Here is a 20,068-nt window from a genome sequence, read left to right as displayed (position 1 = left end):
AGTTAAAAAACAATAAAAAATACATGGGGATGGAAAAATAAGTTTGTTTTTTTGATTGATTTTTATTGGGAATTGTTCCCGCCGAAAAGTGGTAAAGGACTCGAAATGTCCTTTGCCACTTTTATTTTTTAGACCTTGAAAAATAGAAACCAACGGAAGGTTTTATCGGTAAAATGATTCCATTCACAATATATTGATTGTGTCGGATTGCGATCGGATAGCACCATCAAAACAGGTGATTTTACGTAACGATACGCGAATGGTTGCTACTACTTTTGAAAACTTTTGACCCCTAAAATTAAAACATAATGTCAACAACTACATTACCTACAAATAATGCCGGAATGGTTTTAATAAATGCCTATTTTCCGATGCTTTTAGATCGATTAGGACTTATCAAAAATAAGGCGTTTACCTCGGAAGAAAATCGCGAAAAAGCGGTACTTTATCTCAACTATCTGGCAACCGGCCGTCAAAATACTGATGATCATCAGTTGTCTTTAAATAAAATACTTTGTGGTATTGCTCCGGATACCGTTATAACACAAACGATTGAAGTAACCGATCAGGAGGAGCAGCTTATGAATGGATTGCTTAAGACTATGATCAATTATTGGCCCGCTATCGGTTCGAGTTCGATTGCCGGTTTCCGCGGAAATTGGCTGATTCGAGATGGAATGCTAACCGATAAAAGCGAACGTTGGGAGTTAAAGGTTGAAAAAAGAGCCTATGACATACTGATTAATAGAGCTTCTTTTTCTTTTTCAATAATTAAATATCCCTGGATGATCAAACCGGTATATGTGGAGTGGAATTATTAATTAGTACTATGTAAATAGTAGTCCAAATACGACGATCTTACATATTATGAATATACCTTGGATCTCAGAAGAAGTGGCGTTATAATTAATGAAATCAATAGAGCAGCTATTGTAGTAACAATTACGTTTCCATATTCTTTTAATTCAAGTCCAACAATAAACCGCATTATAATTATTGTAAAAGATAATATAGTGACTACTATCCAGTATTTGGGATCGATTTGACTTTTTTCGATTTTGGTTAATGGCAATTTGTATAGTATTAATACAATGGTACAAATACCGAATAAGGTGCTTGTATGCTGAGCGATTTTCAATACGGGAATTTGCTTACCTAATATGTCAATAGTATCCCTTAGTATTGGAAGTTTTTGTACAAAATAACCGGAATCATGTGTAAAACTGTCCCAAAAAATATGGGATAGCGCTCCGATTAAGATAGAAATCATAACAATATACCAATTCTTTTTAAAGTATTGATTCCAATCAAATCGTTTGAAGATAGAGAACCTGAATTTTAAAAAATCTGGAAGATTGTTAAACAATTGATTTCGAACAATAGTATGAAAAAGAAATGCAACTAATAATCCCAAGGGTAAATCAAACCAAAAAAGCCCACTAAGCGTATGACTATAATTACTTTGGATGCGCATTCTTAAAAAATATTCAAAATCAGGTGCCATACTGCCAATTATAAGCCCGGTAAGAGAAAACCATTTCCTATGTAAATAGGTTAATGGAAAAACTATAGCTGGGTGCGCAAAAGTAAAAGGCATTTTTTTATGTCGTACGTTTAAATGTTTTGTTCCACGTAAGTAACAACAGTATAAATACAACAAAGCAGATCACAGCGGCCATATTGGTCTGAATAATAAAAGCATGTAGGGTCGCGGCAACCAGTATCGATTGGGTGCGCCTAACGGCAAATGTCAGTATAAAAGCAAAAACAATACAGAAAGCCAGAAAAATCCAAAATCCACCATACTGATCAAAATTATTAAAAATTAACAGATGCCATATTGCCCAAAATATACCAGAAATAAGACTTTTTAAAACATAATGCGTATTTCCCAGACTTTCGATCAGGTAACCACGCCAGGCATATTCTTCCATCAAATTGTAAATAAGCGCAAACGAACAAATTAGTAAGGCCCATATATGATTGTTGATGCCGTTACCATTGCTAATTCCAAATCCGGCATAGCATACTAATAATATTAATGGAAACAGCAGACTTTTGATTTTATGGTTTCCCAATAGGGTGATTTCCTGCTTTACGCCGCTAAATTTATAAAATAACAAAGCCGTTACCAGTGTAACGATGCCATGATTGTAATTAAAAGTAAAAGGAATGTCGGTAATACGGGGTAGAATCAGATTCAATACGTTCGGAAGTTTTCGCGCAAAATAAGTGCCCACCAGTATAATTCCGTAGAATAATAATATTCGTAGCCAGTTTATTTTTTTGAGTTGTTCCAGGACTGTCATAATAATGTCGTTTTTTACAAATATATCCCTTAATAGAGAAAAAACAAGTTTTTATTTGATACGATTATTGTCCGGATTTTATATTGGGAAAATCCGGACGATAGTATCGTGAAAATTGTTATAATTCTGATTTTAAAAATTAAAAACAAAGACTTATTGCGGTATTTTTAGGAGAAGAATTACTTTTAATCCATTCGTTTACAGTAGTTTTTGGAAGTCTGGATAGAGGTTGTGCAACTCGTTGTAAGTTACTGGTTGGCAGATTATAAATAGTATAAGCTAAAGTATAATCCTGATTTCCTTTTATATGAGGTTGACCTGCATTGATTTCCATATCAAAAGAAGTACTGTAAAAACAGATGTCGGCATTCTGGTTGGTTTTATTCCGGATTATTATTAATACGAATTTGTTTTTATACGTATTCGTTTCGGCATTGAACGATTGCGTCTGAATCAGTTCCCGGACAGAATTCCGGATTTTTATTTTATCCTCATTACTATAATCCGAAAAGAGTGTCATAAAATCATCAATAATTTTTGGATAGTTTTTATTGACAAAATCTTTCTGAATGGAGTTACCGTCCATTAGGTTCAAAAAAGGTGCCGTGTATAAGTGGTGCGAGTAAGGTTCTATAGCTTTGAATAAAGCATTGGCATTTTGAGTATCCGGGTAAAAATCGGATCTCGTTTGAATCAGTTTTAGAATCGTTGCAACGGCTACCGGAAGATTTTTAGGATTGCTAAATATTTCTGTTCCGGAAGCGTTCGGATCACTGTCATCCGATCCTAGGAAAAGGGCTTTACAACACGCTCGTTCGGTTCCCGAAGCTTGTGTTTTTAGCATTGAAGGAGCCGAAAGATTCGCTTCGATCCATTCCGCTATGCTTGTCTCTGTTACTGTAAGTTCTGTTTGATCGTTCATATTTGGGTGTATTAAATTTATAAGTTATTGGATTCGGACTACTATTTAAAACAGCATCGTATATGCAAAACAAAGGATCATTTTTTTTCAGAACCAGGTTAGGATGTAATTACCTGTTTTTAAATTGACTTGATACAAAAATGACTATCAGTAGATGATCTTCTTGCTTTTTTTATTGCCGGTTTTGTAGCTATCGCTAAACGCAAACAGAATCAACCGTAAGCCAGAGTGACACCCAATCAAAACGACTGCTCGGTGTTTTTTTAAGTAACGTAATTCATATTTATAATGTTGATACGGTACACAACAGTATTTTATGGACTATCGATAGATAATAGTAGTCTTTTACGGATAATTTTTCCGATAATTCTTTAAATATATTTAAGTTTGCCGGCTAAAATTTTAAGCCAGTAATGAAACGATTGTATTTTGCGATTAGTCTTTTTTTATTTTCCGGAGTGGTATTGCATCCGGTATTTGCACAACCCAATAAAGGGGAATTTATTAATGCTTCTGTAGGACTTGGTATCGTATCGCCATACGATACAGAGACTAGTATGAATGGTACGGGATTTTATGCTCAGGGTGAATATGTTTGGTGTCCGCGGAGCTGGTTTGGAGTGATTCCTTATGCCGGAATGGTAATTGCTTCGGCCGAGTCGGAAGAAAAAGATGCGAATCAGGAAGTATATAGCCTTAAAGCCAATGCTGCTTTATTGGGAACAAAGATTCGGCTTGCAGCACCCATTCCTTATGTAGCACCTTTTATTGAAGTTGGAGTAGGTGTGTCTGTGGGTTCTTTTTATACGTATACCAAAGAGGATTATTACCGTAAAAACGGATTACTAATGCACGTTCCTTTTTCATTAGGATTGGCATTAGGGCGTAAGCATAATGTCGAAGTAAAATTTGCGTATTATTACCATGAATCGGTAAGGCAAACTTCGGGTGCAGCTGCAATTGGAATTTCCTTTCCACTAGAAGATTAATCAATATTTCAGGACTTTTTATAGAAGATTTTCCAAATGGAATTACCATATAAAGTCCTGAATATACAATCAATAATCACATCTTTTTATAAAGACTTCGCGGTAGTATTTTTAACAGCATCACCATTATTGTGCGATCATGGCTGGTAACAGGAATTCCTGCATCATCCGGCGTACCTGTGGGTGAGCGTAAGGTTTGTTGTAGGCTGTGGTTGTGATAACAATCGCAAGAGGGACGTTTTGAAAAATATAGACTTTATTACCGCCGTTTCCACTACAGGCAAAGGCTTCATAATCTTTCCCTTTTATCGTAAAGCTTTCTTTCCAGAACAGATAACCGTATCCCGGTGTGTTGGGATCTTCCGGGAAATAATTGGTAAAACTTTTTTCAACCCATTCTTTTGGAAGCAGTTGTTTTCCGTTCCACAAACCTTTGTTGGCATATAATTGTCCGTAGCGTGCCAAATCCAACGTTCGCAATTGTAAACCGCCAGCCGTATTGGCTACGTTTTGAGGTGTGTATTGCCATTGGTAGCTTTTAATTCCCAGTGGATTGAATAATTTGGTCGCAGCGTAGGATTCCAGTCCTTTAGGTACCCGTTGGTTTAGAATATCGCCCAAAAGGACTACTCCGGCTGTAAAATAATCCCAATTTTTTCCGATTTGTTTTTCGGAGTCCATCGGAAGATCCAATCCGAATTTTACCCAATTGTCTGTCGGATACATATTTTCTTCGTTACCCGGTGAATCAGGATTCTGATCCGATCCGTCAAAACCGGAACTCATCGTAAGTAAACTTTTTAGAGTAACGTTTTCTTTTGAAATAGAATAGTGCGCAAAGTCTTTTAGCTTGTAAAACTGATTGAGGGTTTGCTTCTCGTTTTTAATATAACCGTCCCGTATGGCCATTCCCATAAGGGTGGAAGCAAAAGATTTTCCAACCGATCGGGTGTTGTGAAGGGTGTTGCGATCGCTACCGTTAAAATATTCTTCAAGTACTAATTTTCCGTTTTGGATTACGACAATACTGGTGATGTCTTTAAAACGTTTTTCCTGAATTTTTTGGTTTAAAAGGCGGATCGTAGTAGTGTCGTAGGTAGCGGTTGCCAATGACCAGTCGCTTTTTGGGGCGATTTTCTGAATAGCGATCTGGTTTTCAGATAATGAAACTATCGGAGCCGTTACGATAAGACTTCCCTTTGCGATTAATGTACCGGTTTTGATAGTTGTACTGGATTTCAGATACGGCCGGATCTCGATCGTAAGTTTGTGTTTTCCGGAAAAGAAAGCGTCTTCGCCACCACCGTTAAAAAAGAAGCGTGACCATAAAAATCGTCCCCAGGAATCTTCACCCGATTTGCTGATAAGTGGGATCTGAAATGTGGTTCCTTTGGTTTTACTTTGAAGCGTTCCCGCTCCGGTATTCAGGTTTTCGGTATAAAGCAGTTTGTCGTCGGCATAAAACGAAAACTGGAAATTTCCACTTTGAACTAATTCGTCAACAGTTAGATTTGTGTTTATTGTATGTAGAAAATTAACCAGCGAATTGTCTATAAAAACACGGAGGTATAAATCATTTCCGTCGCTATTCTGAAACGATTCCAGAAAGTCGGATTCCGTTAGTTGTTCCGATGGAATGGATTTGGAGAGGAAAACAATCTTTCCAATGTTCTTTTGGTATAGGGGATTGGTATTTATTTCGGGGGTGGTAATGTTGTGTTGTGCCGTGACGCTAAACGATAATCCTAAAATAGTGATCATACACCAAAAGTATGCTTTCATCCTGAGTTTGTTTTTTGATTTGATGATGTAAAAATAAGGAATCGTTTTTTTTGAAAATAGCATGAAATTAACATCAGAAGTGCATTCGTTTGCGGAAAGCCAACGGAGTTATTCCCATGTTTTCTTTAAAACAGCGGATAAAATGACTTTGATCGGAAAAGCCGGAATCCAAAGCAATATCCGTAAGTGATTTGTATTTGTCCGGTAATAAGGCAAGCGATTTTTCCACTTTTAGTTTGCGGATATACGCCCCAAGGGAACAGCCAAAATACTTAGGGAAATAACGGGAAATATGAACTGGATGTATCCCTAATAGCGCGGATAGATCCGAAAGGGAAAGGTTTTGGAGGGTATCTTCGTAAAGTATTTCCTGTAGTGGTTTTATCCAATCGGGACGCGAAACAGCATTGGTTTTATTTTCGCTTTTTATGTTTTCCAGTACTTCAACGAGAAGTATGTCTGTGGCCAAATGACTGGTTGTGTCGTGTAGCCTACTTTCATTGAAAAGCTTATAAAACAAAAGTTTTATTTCCGGATTTTTTACGGCAAAGCTTCCCTGTAGACAGTCGAGCGACAAATCGAATCGATCCAGCCAGTGCTGTGCTATTTCAATATGAAATCCGCGGGTAAATCCGGGTGGTTTGAGGTTATAATGGGCATCGTCCCAATTATGAAAAAGTAGGGAACCCGCAGTGCATTCATAGATTTCTTTCCGGTTGCCTTCGAGAACTTTTCCCTGAATGATAAATGTAAAATAGGGTTTTTCGTGGTAATGCCAGTCTACTTTTTCGTGTGTATATTCGGTATCGGTAACCACAAGACCTCCCCATTCAAGGCGACTGTTGGTTTCTCCGAAAAACTGTCCTGTTTTGAGTTGTCTCATTTGTTTAAAACGGGCTCTTAATTTGCAGCACGTTATGGGATAGCAATATAAGGAAATTTATAGTTTTTAGTCGGCTGTTTATGTCTGTTTCCCGTTGTTGTTTTGGGTAATTAAAAAGTAAATCGTTGCTTAACTAAATCCGTTTTTTAGGTTTAAAGAGGTTCTTATTTCCATTTCGGTTTGTTTTACAATTTGCGCCACAACTATATCGAGTTCTTCGGCGGAATGGTTGAGGTAGAAGAGGAGTTCTTCCAATTCGGGGCCTTCAACAGGGTCTGATTTGATCAGTTCGGTGATGCCCATAATCCGGGATAGCGGATTGCGGATAACATGGGATTGCAGATGCGCAATTTCCCGGAGTTTTTCATTCTTTTGTTCAATGGCAGTGATGTATTCGGCTTCCGAAGTAATGTCTCTCACAATAGCGAGTCGTACCCAGGTTCCGTTAAGTCGGATGTTACTGGCATTGATGTCAACTTGAATACGCTCCCCATTCTTACAATAATGTTCGTCCCGCTGGTGTACGTAATCCTGGCGTATTTTGTTTCGAAAAGCGGCTTCGTCACAGCGTATAAGATCCGTTATTTTCATATTGAGAAGTTCCTTAATGCTATACCCGTAACAGTCTACCGCACTTTTGTTTACATGTTGCATCCGGAGGCTTTGCGGATCGTAAATCAGCATCGGTAGTGGATTAAAAATAAACAGGCTTTTATAATGGGTCACGGCATCTTCCAATAGATTTTCCCGATTAATCTTTTCCTGAATTTCCTGACGGAGTTTCTGATAGAGGTTTTCCGATTTTAAAATGGTTTTTTCGAAACCGCGGATGATATATAAAATAACAGCTACCATAACCAGATTCGAAAATATAAAATTAAAGGAGTATAAAACCCATCGATCCGGAATGTTGTCGCTCATTAATTCAAGCCGATTTACCGGAAATCCTTCATATAAGGCAATACCAAACGAGAGACAGATTACGGCATTGACCGCAACCGACAAATAGGCCATTTTTTTTGAAAACAAAAGCGTAACAAATACGCTGAGCAATAGAAGAAAGACCGTTCCGAACATTAGCGAATGCAGGGTTACGATTTTTATAATCGAGAAAGTCAGCATTACCATAACACCGAAAAGTTTTTTAACCCGGATGTCTAGTTTTTTATGCAAAACTACAATCACTATGGAGGTAAATGCCGACAGATCAGTTATGGCTGTCAGATAACTGCTGTGGTAGCACTCGATAATCACATTAGGGATCAGTGCAATGATACCGGTTGGAACTGCAAATTTTATGATTTGTGTAAAAAAACGATCTTTCCACATCTCGTTTCGGTTCGGATATTTCTTTCCGGTAAGCGTTCCCCGGTTTATAAAAACGGAGTAACTTCTCCATAATTTTTCGAGGTGCCTGATTATAGGGGAAGCGCTAGTTCTCATGTTGGGTTTGGTAAGGCTCAATTTTACGAATAAATTCTGTATCTCGTTAGGGCAAAAAGAACCATTTATCCTAAAAATATCAAGACCTGAAAAAATAAGAATAGCATGTTGATTAACAGGATTTTATTGTTAAATTGTAGCGTAAGAATGAATCATTGCAGACTTTACTATCGATGGTAATTTAACGGATCGATTAAAAAAAACACATTCGGAATGCCAACTGATACCCAAAATGTTCGAAAGTTTATCGGAAATAGTTGACAGGATCAAATGTCTTAAGCAATTAAAAATGTATCTTTCGCCTATCGGGAGAAGCATCCGGCCTTGATTCAGGAGATTTGAATCTTTTACATTAAATGAACAGGGATACGATAAAAACGATGACAGTACTCGGAATATTTTACCGGGACTGTCTGTAGTTTGTTAATTAAAAAAAGAGATATGCATTCAGCAGAACTTCAGAATATGTGGAACGATGCGATATTAAGCAGTATGCAGAATATCGGAAAGGAAGGTGTATTTATTGTAGATTTTGAAGGAAACATTGTTCGGGCAAATAAAAATGCCATGGTTACTTTTGGTCTTAACGATGAAAAGTATCAGGGGAGAAGTTGTTTTGAATTGTTTCGGTTTTCTTATGCAGAAGACAGAACACCACTAGACCAAAAAGAATTGCCGTTTTCGATTACGTTAAATGGCGGAAAAACCATAGAAGATCAGATACTGGGCGTAACCATAGCGGATAAGCCACTTGCCTGGTTGTCGATTAGTTCACAGCTCATTACGGTTTCGGACATGGAATATGTTATGATCCGTTTTTTTAATGTGACCGGAATTATAACCAAAAGCCAGAAATTAGAGAAACGGAAAAATCAATTGGATGAGATTTTGGCTTCTATAGACGATATGATTTTTGAAGTAAGTGCCGCCGGAGTAATCCTAAATTGCTGGACTAACGATAAAGATCAGCTTTTCTACGAACCGTCACTATTTTTGGGAAAAAATCTGGAAGCACTGTTTCCAGGTGAACTTGGGCGTTCCTTTGTAACACTGATCAAAGATGCTCTAAGCAAAAATAAATCACTCAGTATGGACTACCAGTCCCCCGTTCAGGTCAATAGCGGGTTGTGGTACAGAATGCAGGCACGACCCATTTATTCATCAAAAGACAAAGCGGCGGTAGTTATTACCGATATTACGAACCGAAAGAAAACGGAGGAAGCGGTTCGGATCAACGAACAAAAATTCAATCAGGCATTTCTGCATTCGGGATTAGGAATGGCTTTGGTCGATACCGATGGCCATTGTATCGACGTTAATAAAACCCTGACCAAGATGCTGGGTTACGATCTGTCTGAAATGTCACGGATGAGTTGCTGCGAATATACCCATCCGGATGATCTGTTGCTTATTGAGGAAAACATAAAAAAGCTAAAATCACTCGAAAGCGAAAGTTTTACGATCAAAAAACGCTATATCCATAAAGAAGGGCATTATATCTGGTGCCTTCTCACCATGTCGACTGTTTTTAACCAACAAGGCGAGCCTGTTTTTTTTATTGCCCAGGTTCAGGATATCACCTTGTACAGTAAATATGTACAAACATTGCAACGCAATAACCGACAATTGGAGATTGCCACAATCGATCTGGAAACCAAGCTACGGCAATTGGAAGAATTCAATCAGATTGTAGCGCACAATTTGCGAGGACCAGCTGGAAATATCCAGATGTTGGTTGCCGAAATTGAACATGCCGAAAATGAAAACGACAGAAAAGAATGCCTGCAACTCCTGCAATCGTCCAGTGACGGCCTTATTGCGATTATGGAGGAACTCATTGAAATACTCGAAGTGAGAGGTAGCAAATCGCTTCCTTTTGAGGAATGTAATTTCGAACGCCTCTATAAAAAGACGATTCAGCAGTTTTCAGCAGAAGTCTATGCCAAAGGTGCTGTGATCGAAACCAATTTTGAAGTCAATTCGATTTCCTATTCGAGAATCTATCTGGAAAGTATTATGCATAATTTGATCAGTAATGCATTAAAATACACCATACCGGGTAGGAAACCGCATATTTATATCAAATCCTATGTAGAAGAAGGAAAAAGCTGCTTGAGTGTTAGTGATAATGGGGTAGGAATTGATCTCGAAAGACATGGAGCACATATATTCAAATTCAGAAAAACCTTCCATACCGGATACGACAGTAAAGGTATCGGGCTTTTTATGACAAGACATCAGATTGAGTCATTGGGAGGACGAATATATGTGGAAAGCGAACCGGATAAAGGAAGTACCTTTTATATCCAGTTCAACTGATGCGTAAGCCCTAAATATCCCTTTATATGACAAATTTACGTATTGCTATTATCGACGATGATTCGATATTTCGTTTTATCTTCAGTAAGATGGTAAAGAAGTTTCCCGATGTCCACACGGAGGTCATCGGTTTTGAAGATGGCCTTGAAGCCATCAATTATTTTCAGTCGAATGAAAAAAAGAGTGAAACCTGGCCGGATATGTTGTTTGTAGACATTAATATGCCTCAAATGACCGGTTGGGAATTTATGGATGAAGTATGCCGTTTGGAATTGGATTTTGTAAAAAACATTCCCGTTTTTATTCTAAGCTCTTCGACAAGCCTTGCCGATATCGAAAAAATAAACGAATATCACTTTATCGATGATTATTTGGTGAAACCATTAAAAAAGGCAGCATTTATGGAACTATTACATTTGTATTACCATAAAACTGCCGGAACCATAGGGAAACCCGAATAATCACTTTTACTACTGCAACAACCAAAAAAACACCCGATAGGATTTTAAAACCCGATCGGGTGTTTTTTGTATGCCTAAAAAAGGATCTACCGCAACTACAGAATTGTCCTTCTCAAAAACTATTAATTGCAATAAAAAAAAGTGAATTTTGACTCCGAAATAAAAAAGTACTGAAAAAAAATAAAGAGCCAAAAACAATAATTTACGCATTCAGGACATCATTACCGGGACGATAAAACGATCCGGGTTTGCATAAGAACTCTTATGTCAATTTCAGCAAAATAATAAAGCCAGTCCGGTTTTATTTGATTTTCCAGAATTAAAAATGCCACCAAAAGTGCAACAACCGGAGTTGCATTTTATAGGGCAAAAATAAATATGTCCAATCAAAAATTGACGGTATGAAAGATACAATACCTTTAGATAAAGAAAATAACCCACAGCAGACAGAGCAAAAGAAAAGACAGACGGAGTCGATACCATTGCGTACACCCGAACCTGGAAAAAACAACGCTCCATCCCAAAATACAGGAGCTCCGGGAACGACAAACGAAAGTGGAAGCAAAGGATCGGGAAATAATCCGGCACCTGCGACTCATGGAACGAATTCTGCGTATACGGATGGCTCGACGAAAATGCATACAGAACTTCAGGAAAGTTTGCAGCAAACCGGAAATTTGAATCATCCGGATACGCAAAAAAAAGAAATGGAGTATAAAAAGAGCCTGAAGATTGATGAGTTACGAAAGTATAATGATATAAAATCGGGTGAAGGGAATGCAAAAACGACAACCATGCAGCCTGTCAAAAATGCTACTGAACAACAGCAACAACAAATCCCCGAATTTATACCGCAAGCTCCGGCGATCACTGGGAAATTCCGACCACCGGTAGTGTATCGGAACAAGGGCCAGTATACCGTCGACTTTAATGCAAATCAAACCGATTATGACGGCTCTTTGATCACAAGTAAAGAGCAATTTAATACATTCATCACGCGGGTTCTTAATGAGTCTGATGTCGTATTGCCCGAAGATAAACCGAGAAGCGCATCGCTTACGGGTAATTTTGATCAAAGTATTGAAAAGCTATTGAAAGAAGGGAATACTATTACCTACAGACCGAGTTCTAACGAGAGTAAAATAGAAAAGCAAACCAGTACCGAAAAGGATGGTAAGGGACAAGGAACCGGTACTGGCCACGAAAATGGTACGGGTACGGCAAAACCTAAAAAAACAGCAGAAGAATTACAGGAAGAGTTTAATGCCTTCCCGGAAGCCGTAAGAAATCTTATCCGTACCTCCGAAGAAGGAGGCTGGGTAACTGCGGAAGAAAAACTCGAAGTTGCACAATATATATTCGACAACCTTACCGTTTTGGAAATGCTGGATTATGCCAGTAAAACCAGTAAAAGTACGATGAGCCTTTTTGAGTTTAAGGCGTCGATACAAAATTATAAAGGAGATAAAGCAAACCGGGAATCTAATCAAAAAGTAAAAGCTGATCTGGAAAAAAAACTCGGTACCGCCAGCTTTAAAGAGTTATACAAGCTTTATAAAGATTATGTTTTTTGGGTAGGACAAGCCAGTACAAGTGCGGCTATAAGTGGTATGAATAATCCTCAAGCTGGTCCGGATCTCGGGACTACGATGATCATGACGGATAAGGCTGAGATTCTTCGTAAAGCTTTGGAAAATGCAGGCTATAAAGGAGGTATATCCGAATTTGAAAAACTGATTCATCAATACGAAGCCGCTTTCGAACAGGAAGCACTTTATACCGCTATTGATCAGTTGCAGAAGTATAAACACATCCTGTTTGAAGAAAAAAACAAACTCGAAAGTCAGGCCTATTTGCAACAATTGCTCAATCAGCTAAAAGGTACGGGAGCCAAGCAAATGTATCAGGCGGGTAATTCACAAATAGCAGGTGCAACAACCTACCGAAGAAATGGTGAAGCCTTTGATGTGGAAGTAGATTACGAAGCAAAGGAACAAGGGGAACAAAAATTAAAAACTGCCGACTCGCTGGTAGGAACAGTACAGAATGATCTGATAAAAGAAAAACAGTTTGATAAACCTGCCTTTGCTGAAATTTCGGATACCGCCAGACTTAAAGCGTTTTTATCAGATTATATTCGTGAGAAAGAAGAAAGTATCGATAATATACAGCAAAAAATAATCCAGAATCCGGAGGCAATTTATGGAATGGATTTGCTGTATAACAGCTGTAAACAAGCTCAGGGTATCGCTCCGGGTTCGACACTCGATGAAATTCTGACGGATAAAAAAAGCCAGATAGAACAATTTGAGTTTATAAAAAATCTTGCCATTGCTTTTGGAGCAATCGTGCTTACGATCGCTTCGGCGGGTACCGGTTCGCTGGCATTGGTAGCTTTAGGTGCTAATTTTGCCTTGAGTGCCTATACCGTATATGAAACAATAGAAACCTATAAAACCGAAAAAGACGGTTATAATGCTGGTTTATTGAGTGATGATCCAAGTTTGTTATGGGTGGTTATTGCTATAGTGGGTGCGGCTGTCGATGCAGCAGCTCTTAAAAGTGCCTTTAAAGCGGCAGAACCGTTAGCGGATGCTGCAAAAGAATTTAATAGAATTAAAGATGTTACAAAGCTGGAGAAACGACTTGAAGCGATTACAGAGCTGAAAAAAGAAGTACGCGCCAATATTGTAAAACAAGCGAAGGTAGAAGCGCAATATGAGCGTGTAATGCAAGGCATAGCACAAGCCAAAAAGCTTACCAATGTTACGATACCTGGACTTCTGCAAACCGGAGAGCTTTTGACACATCTTGTATTTGCGATTAGAAAAGGAATACTTACATTTGAAGGAGTACTGTTGGAATTAAAAGCCGCTCGTCTGATCGAGGATTTGGGCGCATTAAGCAAAGCGGATATCACTACTCTGGAACAAGCCTTTGCCAAAGCCAAAACGCTGGCCAAAGACGATAAGCTGGCTATCGAATTGGAGCAGGCATTGGTCGATCAGGATTTTACAAAATTAAAAAGTTTGCTGGATGAATTTAATGTGACTTATGGCAAAAATATGCTTGAGAAATTTAAAAAACATTCCGCTCAAATAAGAAGAGTTGCCAAAAAGTTTGACATAGAAATTCCAACAAGTCCAACGAAAATTGAAACCCAAAAAGCGATGCAGAGTTTTGTAGAAAAGGTAGTGATTGAAGGCGAAAAAAGACAGGGTAAATATATGACTTTAGGAATATGTAAATGGAGTAAGCTTGATGATGGTATCGTCGTACAAAAACTAGATGGAGAGTTTGTTACATTTTTAGATTATTCGCTAGGCGGTGTTTCAAAACAATGGGATAACATAAAATAACAAAATAAGATGGAAAAATTATTAGGTGTAAATATTACGAATCTAAAGAAAATAATAGTTGTTGAGCAGGATGATAAAACAGAATTGATCGATTCTATTTTAGTAAATAATGATTTGGTTTCGTATCAAATATATACGAATCATACTGGAATATATGTGAATACCGTTTACAATACACAAGATATTGTTGTTGATGGAGAATATGATGTTTCTGCTATTTTATATGAAACGATTTTAAATGTTGAGAATTTTAATATTGATAGTATAGAATTGTTTTGGGATGAATATAAAACCTATTTATTAGGATTTATATTAAAATCGAATTCAAAAGGCTTGTATTTTATTAATTTGGGTGATGAACTTATTTTGGAATCCGAAGAAGACTTTTTTACTAAACTAAAGAATGCTACTAATTTTCAGACCGAAAAAATATAATAGCACTCTAAATTTTAGAATAAAGCATTTTGATTCTACTACAAACTAAAAACACCTGACAGGTTTTCAAAACCTGTCAGGTGTTTCTGTTTTTGTATATAAAAGGTTATTATTTACCGTCTACATAATCCTGAAGATAGCTAAAACGTTCGGTTAGCTTTCCACCTTCGGTTATTTTAGCGCGCTGTAAGATACCGTCTTTGTCGTTATTATAAAAAGCCGGAATTACATGTTGCAGGAACATTTCGCCAAAACCTTCACTGGCATCTTTTGGCAATTCGCATGGCAGGTTGTCTACCGCCATTACGACAATCGCACCCGGATGGTTCACATCCACTTCCTTGCCTTCACTTGGATAATAACCGTAAATCGGCTCGGCTATCGTTGAAGCGCGTAGCGTACAGGCAATTGGTCCTTCTACATCACAGGAGATATCGGCTACAACTTTGATTTTGTTATCCGGAGCATTTAACATCTCACGGGTTAAAATCACCGGAGAGCCGTTTCCATAAAAGTGACCCGCCATAAAAATATCGGATACTTTTGTAAAACGTTCGAAATCGGAAACATAATCCTGCGGATTGTGGTAAAAATCCTGATTGTCCAGTTTTTGTCCGTCTTTACGTTTGTTATAATCCAACACGTCGATTTGTGTATAAACCGGAGTGGCAAAATTTTTGGTCAGATAATCTTCAATTGAAACCTGCTTGATTTTCATCGCGTCCAGGATTTCCTTAGCACCCATACCAACTTTTCCATGTCCTGTTAAAACGATTTTAATAGGTGGTAAAAGTGGTCTTCTCAGGCGTTCCACCAAAGCCGCTTTATCGGCTAAAGTTTCGGCTTTAGGAAGGTTAAAAAGATCAAATTTAATTCCGAAAGCTCTAAAACCGTTGTAAGCGCCCACAATTCCGGCATAACGACCAAAACCGATTAATCGGTGGTTCGTTTCGTTTACAATCGTTTCATGATCAATCAGTCGGATGTTTTTCTCCAGACAAGCCACCAACAGTTTTCTGTTATACGGTTGCTTTTTGATGGTATGCGAAAAGAAAAAATATTTTTTATCCGGGATCAGGGCATCAACCGGTACTTCTTTTACACCTAATAACACGTCGCAATCGCTCATGTCTTCGGTTACTTCAAAACCAAGGGCTTTGTATTCTTCGTCTTTAAAAATCCGGATATCGGATGCTTCAACTTTAATTTCCGTCTGCGGGTAGTGTTCCTTTAATGTAACGAGTTCTGTAGGCGAAAAAACCACGCGTCTGTCCGGCGGATTTTTTCGTTCCTTAATAATTCCAATTTTCATTTTACAGTAAGAGCTTTGAGAAATTAGCATCAAAACAGTAAGAAAACTGTTATTAATGTAACTCTCGATGGGTTGTTTAGTTTGTTTTTAATAAATAGTTCCCAAATGTAACATTTAAAGAATAGTGTTGCAATTATTTTTAATTGAAAATTTAATCATTTATATTTGCGGTCTGGTTTTTGCTAAGTATAGTAAAGACAACTGTTCGGGGTCGACTGGTTTTGACAGCGAGTGGAATTGGACAGTAAGCACGCCGAGCGCTGGGACACAGCTCGTAAATATCATGTTTCAAACTTATAAACGGCGAAAATAATTACGCTTTAGCTGCTTAATCCGAATTATAGTACGATTTGCCTAGTTCCGACAAGGTCGGAAAGCTAGATTCTCCTCAAAAGCCTTGGTTTATGGCGTTTGGAATAGGGGAACCGTAAAAGTAAACCTAGGAACGGTAATGCTTTAAATCCGTTCTGACACTGATAAAGCTAAGCAAAAAGTGGCGGTTTCCGGCCTTGCTTTTTGTCGAAAATTTAATCGGAAACTAAGCGTGTAGAAAGCTCTTCGATTGCTTGTTTGGACGAGAGTTCGATTCTCTCCGACTCCACTGAAACCCTTGTAAATCACTGATTTATAAGGGTTTTTTGTTTTGAAAAACACTTTCTGAATATCCTACCTCTGTAATAGCACAGTATTAATCTGTAAAACCATCTCTTTTTTTAATTGAAGATAGGAGTATAGAAATACAATTTACAAATTAACTTTTTGAATTGTATTCCTGAACAAGTCTGCGTATGGTTTCGAACGTAAACGGCCTGTTTCTATAGTTCTCTTCCGGTATTTTATCTGCTAACAGGTTTTGTAATAAGGCTTTGCGTTCTTTTCTTGTTTTACTATTGGAGCCTGCCATAGTGTTGTATTTAATGGATGCAAGTTGCGAATTTTCTTTTTCGATATACCAATTGGTAAATTCGGCATTTGGAATGCCTCCGGTAGCAATAATCGAGCTAAGGGTAGTGGTTATGCCCAATGCATTATCAAGTGTATAACCATAGTGATTACTCTTAAGTTCATATAGTTTTATCGGTCCGTCTTCAACACACTTTAGTCAATCGGCTTTCTCGGTTATAGCCATTTTTTTTGCCAGTTTTTCGGGTATAAGACTAGGGAGAACCTTGCTCCGATAAACCGCTTTTTGTTTCGTATCATAATAAGCTATATAGCTATTAGGATCTATTTTATAGGAACTGTCGGCGGTAATCAGTTTTAAACCTCCTATAAAAAGATTGACTTTTACTTTACCATATATCGTGTCGTTGGTTTTTGTTACAATATAACTGCTCTGATTCGGCGAAGGCTGCGCACTTGTTGAAAAGCCCAATGGCAATAGCCCAAAAAATAAAAATGATTTTAAGTACATAGGAGACGTTTTACCAGATCAAATGAGTACAAACCTATCTATAAAAAAGCTGGAAATCCTTTACATATGTATACGTTTTGAAAAATTATAGCCGTTAATTTTGCTTTAGTAATTAAAATAAATCAATTTTTTGTCAATCATGATTAATGCTACAAACAATGTACACAAAAGCAGCTATATCCTAATTTTATCAATCCTCATTTTATTATTTTTAGGTTGTTCACAAACTGAAAATCGTAAACCGAAAACTCAAGAAAACATGAAACACATTATTCATAAAAACCCGAAAACACTTTTCGATCCTACGCCTTTTGCCTTTTCACACGCTACGAGTGCCTCGGGTAACGGAAAATATGTATTTATCTCCGGACAAAGTGGCGGAGAGGATTTAAAACATACGCTTTCTAAGGATTTTAGAACGCAGGTTAAATTTGCGTTACAAAATTTAGAAACGGTGCTTAAAGAATACGATCTAAAAGCTGATGACGTCCTTAAAATCACCATACTCATTGTGGATCACGATCAGGAGAAACTTACGATATGGACAGAGGAAATGCATAAAGTGTGGACGAATCATGAATTTCCCGCAAGTACCTTGATTCCGGTTCCGCGGCTGGCTCTGGATGGTATGCTGATAGAAGTCGATGCTATTGCTTTTATGCCATCATAGTTGATGTTGAAAGCAGGAAAGTCATAAGATAACGCTGTTTTCGGTTTTAAAAAAAGCCTGTAATTCCATGAATTACAGGCTTTTTTTATTATCGTATCAGAAAAGCTTTATAAGATGTTACTATCAAAAACTTTTTAATAAAGACTTAAGAGCCTATTTAAAATCATTTCGATAGATTTTTACTAAATTGTGGCCAAAGCCCAAAATTATTATTTACTGATGGTTCGTTCTGATAAATCGGATTGGATTAGTGTAAAAAGAAACTAAAAGTGTACGGATGAGGGATGGAAAAGATAAGATAATGTATAGCGCAACGCCAATAATGCCCAATGAACTAACGGGATTATCGGAGGTGCTATGTCTGGCTGCGGAATTAATGGCGTGTGAAGTAGCGCAGCTTAATTTTATTGACGATCTTTTGAAAGGATTGGATTTGAAATGGGGCAAAACAGTACCATTAGACAAATTGAATCATTTCTTTAGCAATCTTATACTAAAAAGTAATGAAATGATCATTATACCGAATACCCTAAAGCACTTTAATTCCATTGCTGTTCTTCCGGAGCTTTCGAGTGCTAAACTGAGGTTTTTTGTTGGTATACCGGTTTTTTTGGGTGACGGAAGACCTATAGGTAGCATCTGTTTATTTGCTAAAAAAGCAAAAACCGTTACCGAATCGGAAAAGAAAATAGTACATCTGCTTTCTCGCCAGATCGGACTGATCATAGAAAATGAAATAAGCCGAAGGAAGCTTGTGGATGAAATAGACGAAAAAGAGGCACGTACCGATTCGCTGTTGAAAATAGCCCAACTCCAATCCCATCAAATAAGACGACCATTGACGACCTTAATGGGACTTGTTAATCTGATTAAGGATGAAATCCATCCGGTTGACAAAGAGTGGATAAATATGTTTGAAACATCAACGAAGGATTTCGACAAAACGATTCATATGATTGTAGAAGGCTCAATGGCTAGTAAAGATCTTAAGGCGATTCGTTTTAATAAGATGGTGGAAGAGATCGATGATTATGCAATTCTTATTCTCGATGGTGACGGATATGTTGAGAATTGGAATAAAGGAGCAGAACGGATAAAAGGGTATCGATACGACGAAATTGTTGGGCAGCACTTTAGTTTATTCTACACGGATGAAGACCGGCAAAACAGACGACCAGAAAAGTTGATCATAGAAGCTGAAAAAAGGGGTGTAGCAAGGGATTTAGGATGGCGACTTCGAAAAGATGGAACCTTGTTTTGGGGAAGTATTGTCATTACTTCCATACATGATAATAATGGAGCGGTAATCGGATTTACGAAAGTGACCCGGGATCTTACTGAAATCACGGAAGTGCGGGATTCATTAATCGCTTCAGAAGAATTGTATAAAATGATGGTAGAGAAAACAGGAGCATTGGCACGTATTGGTGGCTGGGAGCTCGATGTAGTCCATAATTTTCTATCCTGGACATCTGTTACAAAGGAAATACATGGTGTAGATAGGGATTATATTCCCGAATTAAAGAGTGCGCTTAATTTCTATAAGGAAGGTATGAGTAGAGATACGATCAAAGAGGCGGTAAAATTGGCAATCGAAGAGGGTAGGCCATGGGATATGGAACTACAAATCGTAACCGCGCAGGAAAAGGAGATCTGGGTAAGAGCAACGGGAAAATCCAATTATAAAGATGGGATATGTACCAAGGTCTACGGTACTTTTCAGGACATAAATGCTTTACGGATATAATGTAAAAAACAACATGTTATAAC

At 37.8% G+C, this 20,068-nt stretch carries 17 protein-coding genes and 1 other RNA gene; 9 read left to right on the top strand and 9 right to left on the bottom strand.

The window, feature by feature from the left end; genetic code table 11:
* The first annotated feature begins 308 nt into the window (after positions 1–308).
* Complete coding sequence (locus Q1R07_RS15675; protein WP_300492091.1) at positions 309–821, top strand: contractile injection system tape measure protein; 513 nt, start codon at positions 309–311, stop codon at positions 819–821.
* A 44-nt stretch (positions 822–865) separates the two neighbouring features.
* Here Q1R07_RS15675 and Q1R07_RS15670 read toward each other — a convergent pair whose 3' ends face one another.
* The 3 genes from Q1R07_RS15670 to Q1R07_RS15660 all read right to left on the bottom strand — a co-directional run bounded on the left by Q1R07_RS15670 (position 866) and on the right by Q1R07_RS15660 (position 3,231).
* Positions 866–1,597, bottom strand: a complete 732-nt coding sequence (locus Q1R07_RS15670) for a DUF4184 family protein (RefSeq protein ID WP_300492090.1) — start codon at positions 1,595–1,597, stop codon at positions 866–868.
* A 4-nt stretch (positions 1,598–1,601) separates the two neighbouring features.
* Entirely contained in the window at positions 1,602–2,309 is a 708-nt protein-coding gene (locus Q1R07_RS15665; RefSeq protein WP_300492088.1) for a CPBP family intramembrane glutamic endopeptidase, read from the bottom strand.
* A 139-nt stretch (positions 2,310–2,448) separates the two neighbouring features.
* Positions 2,449–3,231, bottom strand: a complete 783-nt coding sequence (locus Q1R07_RS15660) for a hypothetical protein (RefSeq protein ID WP_300492086.1) — start codon at positions 3,229–3,231, stop codon at positions 2,449–2,451.
* A 413-nt stretch (positions 3,232–3,644) separates the two neighbouring features.
* Here Q1R07_RS15660 and Q1R07_RS15655 point away from each other — a divergent pair, with 413 nt between their 5' ends.
* On the top strand, positions 3,645–4,220 hold the full coding sequence (locus Q1R07_RS15655) for a hypothetical protein (protein ID WP_300492085.1): 576 nt from the start codon (positions 3,645–3,647) through the stop codon (positions 4,218–4,220).
* 126 nt (positions 4,221–4,346) lie between these two features.
* On the opposite strand, the gene Q1R07_RS15650 is transcribed toward Q1R07_RS15655, so the two are convergent.
* From Q1R07_RS15650 to Q1R07_RS15640, 3 genes are all read right to left on the bottom strand, one after another.
* Positions 4,347–6,002: a serine hydrolase gene (locus Q1R07_RS15650; RefSeq protein WP_300492084.1), complete on the bottom strand. Its 1,656-nt coding sequence runs from the start codon at positions 6,000–6,002 to the stop codon at positions 4,347–4,349.
* Positions 6,003–6,075: 73 nt separating this feature from the next.
* Positions 6,076–6,885 carry a helix-turn-helix transcriptional regulator gene (locus tag Q1R07_RS15645; protein ID WP_300492081.1) on the bottom strand — a complete coding sequence of 270 codons (810 nt, stop codon included), beginning with the start codon at positions 6,883–6,885 and terminating at the stop codon, positions 6,076–6,078.
* A gap of 129 nt (positions 6,886–7,014) precedes the next feature.
* A complete protein-coding gene (locus Q1R07_RS15640) occupies positions 7,015–8,328 on the bottom strand; it encodes a PAS domain S-box protein (RefSeq protein WP_300492080.1) in 1,314 nt (437 codons plus the stop codon).
* 441 nt (positions 8,329–8,769) lie between these two features.
* Here Q1R07_RS15640 and Q1R07_RS15635 point away from each other — a divergent pair, with 441 nt between their 5' ends.
* The 4 genes from Q1R07_RS15635 to Q1R07_RS15620 all read left to right on the top strand — a co-directional run bounded on the left by Q1R07_RS15635 (position 8,770) and on the right by Q1R07_RS15620 (position 14,902).
* Positions 8,770–10,647, top strand: coding sequence for a PAS domain S-box protein (locus Q1R07_RS15635; RefSeq protein ID WP_300492078.1), 1,878 nt, complete (start codon positions 8,770–8,772; stop codon positions 10,645–10,647).
* A gap of 26 nt (positions 10,648–10,673) precedes the next feature.
* Entirely contained in the window at positions 10,674–11,108 is a 435-nt protein-coding gene (locus Q1R07_RS15630; protein WP_300492075.1) for a response regulator, read from the top strand.
* A 401-nt stretch (positions 11,109–11,509) separates the two neighbouring features.
* Positions 11,510–14,467 carry a hypothetical protein gene (locus tag Q1R07_RS15625; RefSeq protein ID WP_300492073.1) on the top strand — a complete coding sequence of 986 codons (2,958 nt, stop codon included), beginning with the start codon at positions 11,510–11,512 and terminating at the stop codon, positions 14,465–14,467.
* A gap of 9 nt (positions 14,468–14,476) precedes the next feature.
* Complete coding sequence (locus Q1R07_RS15620; protein ID WP_300492071.1) at positions 14,477–14,902, top strand: hypothetical protein; 426 nt, start codon at positions 14,477–14,479, stop codon at positions 14,900–14,902.
* Between the two features lie 109 nt (positions 14,903–15,011).
* Here the strand turns inward: Q1R07_RS15620 and Q1R07_RS15615 are convergent, their stop codons facing one another.
* The gene (locus Q1R07_RS15615; RefSeq protein WP_300492069.1) at positions 15,012–16,214 is read right to left on the bottom strand and encodes an NAD(P)-dependent oxidoreductase; all 1,203 of its coding nucleotides are present in this window, start codon (positions 16,212–16,214) and stop codon (positions 15,012–15,014) included.
* A 207-nt stretch (positions 16,215–16,421) separates the two neighbouring features.
* Here Q1R07_RS15615 and ssrA point away from each other — a divergent pair.
* Positions 16,422–16,818: a transfer-messenger RNA gene (gene ssrA / locus Q1R07_RS15610) on the top strand.
* A gap of 147 nt (positions 16,819–16,965) precedes the next feature.
* Here ssrA and Q1R07_RS15605 read toward each other — a convergent pair.
* Complete coding sequence (locus Q1R07_RS15605; protein WP_300492067.1) at positions 16,966–17,238, bottom strand: hypothetical protein; 273 nt, start codon at positions 17,236–17,238, stop codon at positions 16,966–16,968.
* Between the two features lie 78 nt (positions 17,239–17,316).
* On the bottom strand, positions 17,317–17,628 hold the full coding sequence (locus Q1R07_RS15600; RefSeq protein WP_300492065.1) for a hypothetical protein: 312 nt from the start codon (positions 17,626–17,628) through the stop codon (positions 17,317–17,319).
* A gap of 259 nt (positions 17,629–17,887) precedes the next feature.
* Here Q1R07_RS15600 and Q1R07_RS15595 point away from each other — a divergent pair, with 259 nt between their 5' ends.
* Both Q1R07_RS15595 and Q1R07_RS15590 read left to right on the top strand, forming a co-directional pair.
* Entirely contained in the window at positions 17,888–18,298 is a 411-nt protein-coding gene (locus Q1R07_RS15595; RefSeq protein ID WP_300492062.1) for a RidA family protein, read from the top strand.
* Between the two features lie 277 nt (positions 18,299–18,575).
* Positions 18,576–20,045 carry a PAS domain S-box protein gene (locus Q1R07_RS15590; protein WP_300492060.1) on the top strand — a complete coding sequence of 490 codons (1,470 nt, stop codon included), beginning with the start codon at positions 18,576–18,578 and terminating at the stop codon, positions 20,043–20,045.
* Positions 20,046–20,068: the final 23 nt, after the last annotated feature.

Origin of the sequence: Flavobacterium sp. (assembly GCF_030146175.1) — a bacterium.
In the GTDB taxonomy this organism is placed as follows: Bacteria; Bacteroidota; Bacteroidia; order Flavobacteriales; family Flavobacteriaceae; genus Flavobacterium.
The sequence above is the reverse complement of the archived record's forward strand: the minus strand, read 5'-3'. Positions and strand labels throughout refer to the sequence as shown.